9 protein-coding genes are annotated in these 12,854 nt (G+C 72.4%); 7 read left to right on the forward strand and 2 right to left on the reverse strand.

What is annotated here, in order from left to right:
* The first annotated feature begins 106 nt into the window (after positions 1-106).
* From ABTY04_RS01450 to ABTY04_RS01460, 3 genes are all read left to right on the forward strand, one after another.
* Positions 107-2,131 (forward strand): oxidoreductase, encoded by a 2,025-nt coding sequence (locus ABTY04_RS01450; protein WP_352211250.1) that lies wholly within the window; start codon positions 107-109, stop codon positions 2,129-2,131.
* A gap of 179 nt (positions 2,132-2,310) precedes the next feature.
* Complete coding sequence (locus tag ABTY04_RS01455) at positions 2,311-2,724, forward strand: PaaI family thioesterase (protein ID WP_352211251.1); 414 nt, start codon at positions 2,311-2,313, stop codon at positions 2,722-2,724.
* 6 nt (positions 2,725-2,730) lie between these two features.
* Positions 2,731-4,041 (forward strand): MFS transporter, encoded by a 1,311-nt coding sequence (locus ABTY04_RS01460; protein ID WP_352211252.1) that lies wholly within the window; start codon positions 2,731-2,733, stop codon positions 4,039-4,041.
* Between the two features lie 139 nt (positions 4,042-4,180).
* Here the strand turns inward: ABTY04_RS01460 and ABTY04_RS01465 are convergent, their stop codons facing one another.
* Together ABTY04_RS01465 and ABTY04_RS01470 are read right to left on the reverse strand one after the other, a co-directional pair.
* On the reverse strand, positions 4,181-5,734 hold the full coding sequence (locus tag ABTY04_RS01465; RefSeq protein WP_352211300.1) for an alpha/beta hydrolase: 1,554 nt from the start codon (positions 5,732-5,734) through the stop codon (positions 4,181-4,183).
* Between the two features lie 277 nt (positions 5,735-6,011).
* Positions 6,012-7,130 (reverse strand): PP2C family protein-serine/threonine phosphatase, encoded by a 1,119-nt coding sequence (locus ABTY04_RS01470; RefSeq protein ID WP_352211253.1) that lies wholly within the window; start codon positions 7,128-7,130, stop codon positions 6,012-6,014.
* 235 nt (positions 7,131-7,365) lie between these two features.
* Between ABTY04_RS01470 and ABTY04_RS01475 the strand changes: the two genes are divergently transcribed.
* The 4 genes from ABTY04_RS01475 (at position 7,366) to ABTY04_RS01490 (ending at position 12,768) form a co-directional block, all read left to right on the forward strand.
* Positions 7,366-9,453: a SpoIIE family protein phosphatase gene (locus ABTY04_RS01475; RefSeq protein ID WP_352211254.1), complete on the forward strand. Its 2,088-nt coding sequence runs from the start codon at positions 7,366-7,368 to the stop codon at positions 9,451-9,453.
* A gap of 283 nt (positions 9,454-9,736) precedes the next feature.
* The gene (locus tag ABTY04_RS01480; RefSeq protein WP_352211255.1) at positions 9,737-10,402 is read left to right on the forward strand and encodes a DUF4142 domain-containing protein; all 666 of its coding nucleotides are present in this window, start codon (positions 9,737-9,739) and stop codon (positions 10,400-10,402) included.
* Between the two features lie 9 nt (positions 10,403-10,411).
* The gene (locus ABTY04_RS01485; RefSeq protein ID WP_352211256.1) at positions 10,412-11,812 is read left to right on the forward strand and encodes a DUF1996 domain-containing protein; all 1,401 of its coding nucleotides are present in this window, start codon (positions 10,412-10,414) and stop codon (positions 11,810-11,812) included.
* 149 nt (positions 11,813-11,961) lie between these two features.
* Positions 11,962-12,768 carry an RNA polymerase sigma factor gene (locus ABTY04_RS01490; protein WP_352211257.1) on the forward strand — a complete coding sequence of 269 codons (807 nt, stop codon included), beginning with the start codon at positions 11,962-11,964 and terminating at the stop codon, positions 12,766-12,768.
* The last annotated feature ends 86 nt before the right edge of the window (positions 12,769-12,854 follow it).

Genomic DNA, 12,854 nt, shown 5'->3' on the forward strand with positions numbered 1-12,854 from the left:
GATCGGCGATCGCACGGACCCGCTCCTGGTTATGCACCTAGTTGCAAAACCCGGGTCTCCTCGCTACAACAGGGACCATCCACCCCCGCGCGAGGAGGCGCCCCTCATGAGTTCCCAGAGCCGGTACCCGCACCTGCTGAGCCCCCTGGACCTCGGCTTCACCACCCTGCCGAACCGCGTGATCATGGGCTCGATGCACACCGGCCTTGAGGAGCACGACGGCGGCTTCGAGCGCCTCGCCGCCTTCTACGCCGAGCGCGCCCGCGGCGGCGCCGGCCTGATCGTCACCGGCGGCATCGCCCCGAACGACGCCGGCCGCCCCTTCGAGGGCGGATCCCGCCTCACCACCGAGGAGGAGGCCGCCGAGCACCGGGTGATCACCGAGGCGGTGCACGCCGAGGGCGGGAAGATCGCGATGCAGATCCTTCACTTCGGCCGCTACGCCTACCACAAGGACCTGGTCGCCCCCAGCGCCCTCCAGGCCCCCATCAGCCCCTTCGTCCCGAACGAGCTGACCGACGCCGAGGTCGAGCGCACCGTCGAGGACTTCGTCCGCGCCGCCCGCCTCGCGAAGCTCGCCGGCTACGACGGCGTCGAGATCATGGGCTCCGAGGGCTACCTGGTCAACGAGTTCATCGCCGCCGCCACCAACAAGCGCACCGACCGCTGGGGCGGTGCGTACGAGAACCGCGTGCGCTTCCCGCTGGAGATCGTCCGGCGCACCCGGGCGGCCGTGGGTGAGGACTTCATCCTCATCTACCGCCTCTCGATGCTCGACCTGATCCCCGGCGGCTCCACCCTGGACGAGGTCGTCCACCTCGCCAAGGAGATCGAGGCCGCAGGCGCCACCATCATCAACACCGGCATCGGCTGGCACGAGGCGCGCATTCCCACCATCGCCACCTCCGTTCCGCGCGGCGCCTACACCTGGGTCACCAAGCGGCTGATGGGCGCGGTCTCCGTCCCGCTCGTCACCAGCAACCGCATCAACACCCCGGAGATCGCCGAGGAGCTGCTCGCCGACGGCCGCGCCGACCTCGTCTCCCTGGCCCGCCCCTTCCTCGCCGACGCCGACTTCGTGGCCAAGGCCGCGGCCGGGCGCTCCGAGACCATCAACACCTGCATCGGCTGCAACCAGGCGTGCCTCGACCACACCTTCAGCGGCAAGATCACCAGCTGTCTGGTCAACCCGCGCGCCTGCCACGAGACCGAGCTCGTGCTCTCGCCCACGCAGCTGAAGAAGCGCGTCGCCGTCGTCGGCGCAGGCCCGGCCGGACTCGCCTGCGCCGTCTCCGCCGCCGAACGCGGGCACACCGTCACCCTCTTCGAGGCCTCCGGCCACATCGGCGGACAGCTCGACATCGCCCGCCGCATCCCGGGCAAGGAGGAGTTCGAGGAGACCATCCGCTACTTCGGCACCCAGCTCGCCGCCCGCGCCGTCGACGTCCGCCTGAACACCCGCGCCGACGTCGAGACCCTGCAGGGCTACGACGAGGTCGTCGTGGCCACCGGCGTCACCCCCCGCACCCCCGACATCGAGGGCGTGGACCACCCCAACGTCGTCAGCTACCTCGACGTGCTGCGCGACGGGGCTCCCGTCGGCGAGCGCGTCGCCGTCGTCGGCGCCGGCGGCATCGGCTTCGACGTCGCCGAGTTCCTCACCGACAGCGGCGAGGGCGCCTCGCAGGACCCCGAGACGTACTTCCGCCACTGGGGCGTCGACACCGCGTACACCGGTCCCGGCGGGCTCACCGCCCCCGAGCGGCCCGCGCCCCCGCGCCAGGTCCACCTCCTCCAGCGCAAGACCACCAAGGTCGGCGCCGGCCTCGGCACCACCACCGGCTGGATCCACCGCGCGGAGCTCAAGCACCGGGGTGTGGTCTCGGTCGCGGGTGCCACGTACGACCGGATCGACGAGGAGGGCCTGCACATCACCGTCGGCGGCGAGCAGCGGCTCGTCCCCGCCGACACGGTGGTGCTCTGCACGGGCCAGGAGCCGCGCCGCGACCTGTACGAGGCGCTGCTCGCGGCCGGCGGCCGGCCGCACCTGATCGGCGGTGCCGATGTGGCCGCCGAGCTGGACGCCAAGCGGGCGATCCGCCAGGGCACGGAACTGGCCGCGACCCTCTGACCCGCCGGGGAGCCGCGAGGTTCACCTTCGACAGCAGCGACGGCAGCACCGTGACCGTGCACGCGCGGCTCCCCGCACCGGCCGGACCCGCTCTGCGTCGCCGGCCTGCCCGGAGCGGGTACTGCCCTGACGGATCAAAGGTGTTGTGGCGGGCCGGGACGGGCCGCCACAATCTCCGGGTGACGCTGACCCCCGCAGACGCAGACAAGATCCTCGCCGACAACTTCGCCCCCTGGGTGCTCGCCCTCGGGCTGACCGTCCGGGAGACGGGCGAGCGGCACGCCGTACTGCGGCTGCCCTGGTCCGAGGCGCTGGCCAGGGACGGCGGCGGCCTGTCCGGGCAGGCCCTGATGGCCGCCGCCGACACCGCCACCGTCATCGCGATCTCCGCCGCGCGCGGGGCGTACGGGCCGATGACCACCGTCCAGCAGTCCACCAGCTTCCAGCGGCCGGTGCTCGGTACCGACGTGCTGATCGAGGTGCGGGTGACCAAGCTCGGCAAGCGGATGGCCTTCGCCGACATCACCATGACCCCCGAGGGCGCACAGGAGCCGGCGGCGACGGCGTCCACCGTGTACGCCCTGCTGGGCTGAGCGCGGGTGCCGGCCCGCCACCCCTCGCTCTGGCGCAACCGGGACTTCAACGTCTTCTGGCTCGGCCAGGCCCTGTCGGTCCTCGGCGGATCGATCTCCCTGCTCGCGCTGCCCCTGCTGGTCCTCGACGCCACCGGGTCCGTCGTTCAGATGGGCCTGATCACGGTCGTCACGGGCGTCACCGGCATCGCGACCGGGATGTTCGCCGGACACCTGGTGGACCGGACGGACCGGCGCCGCCTGATGATCGCCTGTGATCTCGTACGGGGGCTGCTGCTGGGCGCGGTGCCCCTCATCTGGCTGGCCGGGCCGCGGATCTGGGTGCTGTACGTACTGACGGCGCTGGTCACCGCCCTGAAGACGCTGTTCGACGTGGCGTACGTGACGGCGGTGCCCAAGCTGGTGCGCGCCGAGGACCTGACCGCCGCCAACGGGCGGCTGATGGGCACCTTCGCCGTCGGGACCCTCTGCGGGCCCGCGGCGGCGGGGTTCATCGCCGCCGGTGTGGGCGCGGACTGGGCCCTGGGGGTGGACGGCGTGACCTTCCTGGTCTCGGCCGCGAGCCTGCGGTGGGTGGCCTTCGGGCGGGACGGCGCCGCCGGGACGCCCGCCGCGCGGCTGCGTGCCTGCGAATCCGGCAAGCTGCGGGAGATGTTCGTGGTGGGCTTCCGCTTCCTGTGGACCCATCCCGTGCTGCGCCCGCTGACCGTACTGCTCACGCTCCTGACCTTCGTCACCATGGGCGCCACGGACCTGCTGGTCTTCCGGGTCCGGGAGGAACTCGGCCAGGACGCGGCCACCGTCGGCTACGTCATCGCCGTGAGCGGGCTGGGCGTCGTCGGCGCGGCCTTCGCCGCCGGGCCGCTGCGCCGGACGTTCGGCTTCGGCGCCTGCTGGCTGGGCTCGGTCGCCATGATCGGTGCGGCGGTGGCGGGGACCGGCATCAGCCGCAGTCTGCCGGTGATCGCCGTACTGGCCGCCGTGTTCATGTTCGGGACGACCCTCGGCGGGGTCTGCTCGATGACCCTGCGCCAGGAGGTGACCCCGGATCCGCTGCTCGGGCGGGTCACCTCCGCCTTCTGGACCGTGCACAACGCCTCGGGCCCGGTGGGCGCGGCCGCCCTCACGGTGCTGGCCGCCCGGCACGGGGTCCCGGCGGTCAGCGTGGCCGCCGGGGTCTTCTGCCTGCTCATCGTCGGCGCGGGGCTGCTGACCCCGCTGCGCGGCAGCCGCATCGCGGCTGCCCCGGACCGGGGCGCCGTGGCCGGGTCCGCGGCCCCGGACCAGGTCAGCCGCCCGCGGCGGCCGCGGCGGTGACACCCGTGGCTGCCGGCCCGCGCAGGGCGCGACGCCCCCGACTTCGGCCGCCGCATCAAGGCCGCCGTGGAGGCGTCCTGAGCGACGGCCGGAGCCAGGGGTCAGGGCCGGGGTTCAGGCCCGGGGCGTACGTCCCGGGTCAGAACCTCCGGTCGGTGAGGGCCGGGAAGCGCTGCGGCGACTGCGGGGCGATCTCCGCCCTGCGTTCCTGCGCGCCCGGCGCGGTACGGCAGGTGATGTCCTCGGCGGGCAGCGTTCCCGTCGTCAGGTAGGCGCTGACCGGGGCGTTGGCGCAGGAGTTCGGGTCGGCGAGGTACACGCCGTGGCCCTCGCCGCCCTGCGCGAGCACCATACGCGAGCCCGCCAGCGCCCTGTGCAGGCCCTGGCCGCTGACCAGCGGGGTCTGGGAGTCCCACTCGTTCTGCACGGTCAGTACGCCGGTCTTCGCCTTCATCGCCGTCGGGGGCTCGACCGGCCGCTGCCAGTAGGCGCACGGCTTGATGTTGGAGGCGAAGTCCCCGTACAGCGGGTACTTGACCTTGTCCTGGGCGGCCTCCCGCGCGTACTGCTCGGGGTAGCGGGGCCATTCCGTGTCCCCGCACACCACGGCCAGGAACACGGCAGTGCCGTTGTCCGACGCCGGACCGGCGGCCGGCTGCAGCAGCTTCCGCTGGGGCGCGGTCAGCGCGGCGGGCTTTCCGCCGGCCGCGTCCTTGAGGGCCTTGACGAGGGGCGCCGCCTGCGCGGGGTAGAAGAACACGCCCCGCGCGGTGCGGATGTCATCGCCCGTGAGCTTCATGCCGTCGAGCTCGACCGGCTCCTTGTCCGCCCGGGCCACCAGGTCCCAGAACGTCTTGGAGACCGCGTCCGGGGTGTCACCGAGCTGGTACTCGGCCGCGCGCTCGGCCGTCCACTGCGTCCACCGCTTGAACGCCGGCTCCGCCTCGGTCGCCCACACCTGGATCATGCCGCGCCAGGCGCGCTGCGGGTCCACGCCGCTGTCGAGCACGATGCGGTCGCTGCGGTTCGGGAACATCTGCGTGTACACGGCGCCCAGGTACGTGCCGTACGAGTAGCCGAGGTACGAGATCTTCTTCTCGTCCAGCGCGGAGCGGATCGCGTCCATGTCGCGGGCGGTGTTGCGGGTGGTGACGAACGGCAGCACCGGGCCGGCCTTCTCACGGCACTTGTCCGCGACCGTACGCGCCCAGGCCACGTCCGACTGGAACGTCTCCTCCTTGTACGGCCGGTCGATGTTCTCCTCGGCGGCGGTCAGCCCGCAGGTGATCGGGCTGGAGGCGCCGACCCCGCGCGGGTCGAAGCCAATCAGGTCGTACTGGTCGCGCACGTCCTTGGGCATCGACTCGTTCATCATCAGCGGCAGATCGAGCCCTGAACCACCCGGCCCGCCCGGGTTGAGCAGCATGACGCCGTGCCGCTTGGCCGGGTTCTCGCTCTTCATCCGCGATATCGCGAGGTCGATCGTGCGGCCCTGGGGGCGCCGGTAGTCGAGCGGGACCTTGATGGTCGCGCACTCGTACGCGGCGGGCTGGTCCGCGCTGCAGCGCTGCCATGCGGGCTTCTGTGCGGTGTATTCCGCGGCCGGGGCGGCGGCGGCCCCGGTCGCGGAGAGCAGGGGGACCGTGGTCGCGATGAGACCGGCGGCGGCGAGCATCGGCGCGAGGCGTTTCATGTTCACGAAGAGCCGTTTCCTTCCGTGAATTCGATGGCCTCACCACCCTGTTGCACGCAGGCTCCGGGCGAATCATCCCGAAGGGTCGGTCCGCATGCTCCTCACGAACGAGCCGAAATCCGGACAACTGGCCGACACGCGGGAGCAGTTGACGCCGGGCCGGACGGTCGCCCACGACGGTCGGGGTCTGCGGGCGTCGGCAGCCGCGGCGCGGCACGGCACGGCACGGCGCAGCCGCGGCGCTCCGCGTACGGGAGGGCCGGGCAGGGTTACCGGGTCAGGGACGGCCGGTGACGCGTTCGATGGCGACCATCGCCGCGTCGTCGCCCAGGCTGCCGCCCGGCGAATGGGCCAACAGGTCGGCGCACAGGTGGCGCAGCAAGGCGTCCGGGCCGTCGCCGGGCCAGCCGGCGGCACGCTCCGTCAGGGGGTAGAAGTCGCCGGCGGCGGATCGGGCCTCGATGACGCCGTCCGTGTACAGCAGGATGACGTCGCCCGGCTCGAAGGAGAAGGACTGCGCGGCGAAGCCGGTGTCCACGTACTGCGTCAGGCCCAGCGGCGGCGCCGGGTGGTCCACCTCAAGGGGGACGACCCGGCCGCCGCGCAGCAGCAGGGGCGGCGGGTGCCCGCAGCTGATGAGCCGGACGGTCATCTCCTGATCGGGGATGTCCAGTACCGCCGCCGTGGTGAACGCCTCTCCCGGCTCGCCGGGCGGCTCGCCCGTGCCGTCCGGGTCCGCGGCGACGGCGGCCTCCAGATGGGCGACCAGCGCCGCCAGGCCGGCCTCCTGGTGGGCGGCGGCCCGGAACGCGCCGAGGACGAGGGCGGCGTCCCCGACGGCCTCCAGGCCCTTGCCGCGGACGTCGCCGATGATCAGCCGGGTGCCGTGCGGGGTGCGGGTGGCGGCGTACAGGTCCCCGCCGATCTGGGCCTCGGCCTCCGCGGCCAGATAGACGGAGGCCAGGCGTAGCGGGCCCATCCGGTCGCGGAGCGGCCTGAGGACCACCTCCTGCGCAGCCTCGGCGACCGAGCGCAGCTGGATCAGCTGTTTCTCGTGGACCTCGCGCAGGTGCGCGAAGAGCGTGACGAAGATCGAGATCAGGACCAGGGCAATGATCTGGAAGGTGTGGTTCAGGTCGGTGACCGTGGTCCGCGCCACGGCGACCCCGACCTGCGCCAGGACGGCCACCGCCCCGACGAACCCCGTCATCCGGGGCCCGGCGAACGAGGCCGTCAGGGCCGGGGCCGCCACCAGGAACGGGCCCAGGTGGACATCGGGCGGCACCAGGACGTCGACCACCGTGACGGTCGCGATCAGCGCGAAGGGGACCGCCAGCAGGGCCGGGCGCGGGCCACTGCCGCGGCGGTGAACCGGATGCGGCAGCCGATGGTCCATGACTCCTACATACACCGCGCTCCCTGTTCCCGCGCACCGGTCGTTCCCGCACACCGGCCGGGCCGCCCCGGTCCGCCGCCGGGATCCGTCGTACGGCCGTATCGGGAGGCGGCTGCGCTGCCGGTCCGGGGGAGTGGAGGGAGGATGGGAGCACCCCGGGGGCGGACCCGGGGCGTGGAGAGCGAGCGGGCCGGTCCACCGCCCTTGGGGCAGTGGACGGGAAGGAGCGGCCGGCATGAGTACGGCGGACGCCTTCCCGGCCGGTCCGGAACCGGCCGGCACCGGTCCCTCCACCGGGCCCGGCCTGCTCGACGTGCTCGGTGTCGCAGCCGTGGTCCTCGACGCCGAGGGGCGGATCGCGCTATGGAGCCCGCAGGCCGAGCAGCTGTTCGGCTACACCGCCCGCGAGGCGCTCGGCCGGTTCGCCGCGCAGCTGCTCGTCGGAGAACAGCACCTCGGCGTGGTCCTCTCCCTCTTCGAGAAGGTGATGGCCGGCGGAGGGCCGTGGGCCGGAGTGTTCCCCGTACTGCACAAGGACGGCAGCACCCGGCTGACGGAATTCCGCAACATGCGGCTGGAGGACCGCGAGGGACGGCTCTACGCCCTCGGCATGGCCTCCGACCAGGCCACCCTGCGGCGCCTGGAACGCGACCTGGCCCTGTCGATGCGGCTGGTCGACCAGTCCCCGATCGGCCTGGCCGTCCTGGACACCGAGCTCCGCTACGTCCTGGTCAATCCGGCCCTGGAAGACATCAACGGCCTCCCCACCGCCCGGCACATCGGACACCACGTCCAAGAGGTCCTGCCCCGTTTGGACGCCGTGTCCATCGAGTCGGCCATGCGCGAGGTCCTGGCCACCGGCCGGCCCCGGCTGAACCTGCTCACCACCGGCCGTACGCCCGCCGACCCCGACCGGGACCACACCTGGTCGGTCTCCCTCTACCGGCTCGACGACCCGGGCGGCCGACCGCTGGGGATCGCCGTCTCCGTCGTCGACGTCACCGAGCAGCACAAGACCTCGCTCGCCGTCGCCATGGCCCGCCAGCGGCTCGCCCTGATCGCCGATGCCTCCGTACGCATCGGCACCACCCTCGACCTCTGGGTCACGGCCCGCGAACTCGGCGACATCGCCGTGCCGCAACTCGCCGACGTCGCCACGATCGACGTCCTCGACTCCGTCCTGACCGGCGACCACCCGCCGGGGGACCTGACGGACCAGACCGTGCGGTTCCGGGCCCTCGCCGTCAAAGCGGCGCACCCCACCCCGGCCACCCGCGCGGCCGACCCGGTCGGCTCGATCGCCCGCTACGACGCCACCCGGCTGGTCACGCAGTGCGTACAGGCCGCCCGCCCCAAACTCCTGGCGCACGTCACGCCGGGCGATCTCGGCAGCGTCGCCCGGGACGCCGAGGCCGCCACCCTCCTCGCCGAGGCCGGACTCCACTCGTACCTCGCGGTGCCGCTGATCGCCCGCGGCGAGGTCATCGGCGCCCTCGGCCTGCAACGCACCGCCAACCCGCTGCCGTTCGACCACGACGACGTCCTGCTCGCCGGTGAACTCGCCGCCCGCGCCGCCGTCTGCATCGACAACGCCCGCTGGTACCAGAACCAGCGCCGCGCCGCCCTCACCCTCCAGCGACACCTGCTGCCCCACCACCCGACCCCCACCCCCGGTCTGGAGATCGCCTACCGCTACCAGCCCGCCGCGGCGGCCGGCGAAGTCGGCGGAGACTGGTTCGACGTCATCCCGCTGCCCGACGACAAGACCGCCCTCGTGGTCGGCGACGTCATGGGCAGCGGCATCAACGCCGCCGCCACCATGGGCCAACTGCGCACCGCCGCCCGCACCCTGGCCGAGCTCGACCTCGACCCCGCCACCGTCCTGACCCGGCTCGACCACACCACCACCGGGCTCGGGCACACCATGGCCACCTGCGTGATCGTCGTCTACGACCCCCACCGCAACCGGTGCCGGATCGCGACCGCCGGCCACCTGCCCCCCGTACGGACGAGCCCCGGGCGGTTGCCCGAGCTCCTCGACCTGCCGACCGGCGCGCCGCTGGGGGTCGGGGGCGTACCCTTCGAGGCCATCGCCCTGGACCTGGCCGTCGGGGACCAGCTCGTCCTGTACACGGACGGACTCGTCGAAACCCGCGACCAGGACATCGACACCCGCCTCGAAGCGCTGACCGCACTGCTCGGAGACCCGGACCGTCCCCTCGAAAAGACCTGCGACGTGCTGCTGGGCGAACTGCGCCAGCCGGACGAGCGTGACGACGTGGCCCTGCTCGTAGCCCGCACCCGGCCCCTCTCGGAGACCTGAGCCGTCTCTGAGGGCCAGGGCGCGCCCGTGCGGTCGCGCCCGGCACGGTACCAGCCTTTCGAGGCGTTGCCCGGATGTTTGTCCATTCGTGATGGTCCTTCCAAACAGGCACCACAACTGGCACTAGCGTCCCGAGGCACCCGGGGAGCGCGGGCGCCACGGCACGGTCAACTGCCGTAGCCCGAGCGGCCGCAGCCCCTCCCGGTCCGCGCAGCAAGGAGGCACAGTGCTGACATTCCGTCGGTCGGCCGTCGGCAGCATGTCGGTGGCATCGAGACACGTGATGGCAACCGGCGTCGTGATCGTCGCCCTCGCCTTCACCCTCATCGCGTTGCTGATCCCCGTGCAGAAGTTCGGCGGGAGAAGCGCCGCGGCCGCCACGGTTCAGGGGGCCGACGACGACGGCGCCGGCATCCAGAGCACCGCCTTCGGGCCGCTCACCCCCCAGGACCGGGACTTCGTCCGCAAGGTGAAGCTCGCAGGCCTGTGGGAGATGCCCGCCGGCCGGCAGGCCCTGCAGCGCAGCAACCGTCCCGCGATACGCACCGCCGGGGAGCATCTCGTCGAAGGCCACACCGAACTGGACCGCAGGGTCACGGAGGTGGCCCAGGCCCTCGGCATGGAGCTTCCCAGCCAGCCCAGCGCACAGCAGCAGGAATGGCTCGCCCAAATGGACGGGGCCCAAGGCCAGCAGTACGAGCGGCTGTTCGTCCAGCTGCTGCGCAGGGCGCACGGCAAGGTGTTCGCGCTGGTGGCCCAGATCCGCGCGCAGACACGCAATTCCATGGTCCGGCAGCTTGCCACGGACGCCAACACCACCGTCCTGGACCACATCACGGTCCTGGAGGCCAGCGGGCTGGTCGACTTCGACGGCCTCGCGGACAGCCCGACGGGCACCCCCTCCGCACCTCCCCCGGCCTCTTCCCCCGTTTCCCGACCGACGAAGTGAAGTGATCGCATGAGCCAAAAGGGCCACAAACGCCGCCTGAAGCCGTCGCACAAGATCCTCGCCGCGATGTCCGCCCTGGTCCTGGGTGGCGGCGGCGTCGTACTCGTATCCCAGGGCGCCTTCGCCGGGCAGGATTCCCGTAGGGCGCCCGTGACCGCCACCATCGACTGCCCCGACGTGGGCGACAAGCTCAACAACGTCCCCGACCAGGCCCGGGGCGAGGTGGACAAGAACCTCGCGCAGCTCGACACCCAGGTCGCAGACGCCTACAAGCAGCTCTCCTCAGGGCAGGCCAAGAGCGGCGTCCTGCTCGGCGGGCTCAAGCAGCAGCGCGGCAAGACCATCACCGCCCTGTCCGACACGCTCGGGAAGGCAGGGGCGAAGCCGAGCGGACTGGACGCGCTCAGCGGATGCGTGATGAAGGAGGCAGCGGCCGCCGACCCGGCCGACGAAGCGGCCCAGGCGAACGCCGCCCAGGGCGCGGCGGCGCAGGGCGCGGCGGCGCAGGCCGCTCCCCAGCTGGCCAAGGGCGGTCCGGCGCGCAGCGACTTCGTCGCCATCGGCAAAGTGAAGCCCAACGTGAACAAGCCGGCGGCCGCCGCGGGCGCCTCCACCGGCTCCTTCGCCGTGCAGTGCGGGCGCAACGAGAACAACCACTTCAATCCTGACAACGTCATCGTCGCGCCCGGCGTGAGCAACGGCGCCCACCACATGCACGACTACGTCGGCAACAAGACCACCGACGCCTTCTCCACCAACAACAGCCTCGCCCAGTCCGGGACCACCTGCACCAACGGCGACCAGTCGGCGTACTACTGGCCGGTCCTGCGGCTGCGCGACGGAAAGGCGGAGAAGGACGCCAAGGCACCCGGCGGCGGCCAGGACGCGAACGTCGGCACGATCCTGAAGCCGAAGCAGGTGACCATCGATTTCAAGGGCAGCCCGGTCAGCAAGGTGACGGCGATGCCCCGCTTCATGCGGATCATCACCGGTGACGCGAAGGCCCTCACCAACGGCAACGGCAACGCCAACGCGTCGTGGAGCTGCACCGGCTTCGAGAACCGCCAGCTGAAGGACAAGTACCCGGTGTGCCCCAAGGGCAGTGACGTCGTACGGACGTTCAACTTCCAGAGCTGCTGGGACGGCAAGAACATCGACAGCGCCAACCACCGCACGCACGTGGACTTCGCCGACGCCAACGGCAAGTGCAAGAAGGGCTTCAAGGCCATCCCGCAGCTGGTGCAGCGGATCGTCTACAGCGTGCCGCCGGGCTCCCAGTTCGCCGTCGACAGCTTCCCCGAGCAGCTGCACAAGGCGCAGACCGACCACGGAGACTTCATCAACGTCATGTCCAACGGCCTGATGGCCGGCGCGGTGCGCTGCATCAACGACGGGCGCGCCTGCCGCTAGACCCTCGGGGCGACGCCCGCCCTCCCACCTCCCCAGCGTCGCCCCGAGAGCGGTGCCGGCCCGAAGCCGACTTCGGACCGGCACCGCGTTCGTGCCTGTGCCACTGCCCCAAGGGGCCCGCGGGCCCTGCGACCCTCACGAGGAGTGCCATGTCCGGCTCTCGTCACACCACGCCCGGACCGCAACGCGGCACCGGGCCTTCGGACCGGGACCTCATCCGGCAGCTCAGGGAGACCTACGCGGCAGGCGACGGTGATCCGGCAGTCTGCGAGCTCCTGTACCGGCGGCACAGTGCCGCCGCTTTTGCATGTGCGCGCCGTTGCTGCCGGGCCCCGCAGGACGCCGAGGACCTCGTCTCGGAGGCGTTCATCCGCACCCTCCAGGCCGTCCGCTCCGGCGCCGGGCCGCGGGAAGAGTGGCGCCCGTACCTCCTGTCGGTGGTCCGCCACACGGCCATCGAGTGGCGGGCCGGAGCCGGCCGGACCGTCCTGACGCCCGACGTCGAGGCGTGGTGCAGCCCCGGCCCCGACGGGGACGACCCCCAGCGCCGACTGCTGGACAGCGAGGACCGCCGGCTCGTCGCCCGCTCCTTCCAGGCACTGCCCGAACGCTGGAAGGCAGTCCTCTGGCACACCCTGGTCGAGGACGACTGCCCGCACCACGTTCCCGTGCTCCTCGGCATCACCCCCAGCGCCGTGACCTCGCTGGCCTTCCGGGCCCGCGAAGGACTGCGCGAGGCGTACCTGCGCGCGCACCTGGACACGGCCGCCAACGACCGCTGCCGCCACTACGGCCGGGTGCTCGGGGCGGTGATCCGCCGCCGCGGGGTGCCCCGGGGCCGCGGGCTCGTCCGCCATCTGGCGGCCTGCCGGTCCTGTTCCCGCGCGTACGCCGAACTGCTGGACCTCAATGCCGCGCTGCGCGCAGGAGCGTCCGCGGTACTCGTCGGCCTGTAGCACGCGGCGGCCCCGGTCCCTCCGCCCGCTTGCACGGGGAGGGGACCGGGGCCGATTCCGTATATAGGGGGTGGGCGGGTCGGGGG

Source organism: Streptomyces sp. NPDC097981 (assembly GCF_040302565.1).
In the GTDB taxonomy this organism is placed as follows: domain Bacteria; phylum Actinomycetota; class Actinomycetes; order Streptomycetales; family Streptomycetaceae; genus Streptomyces.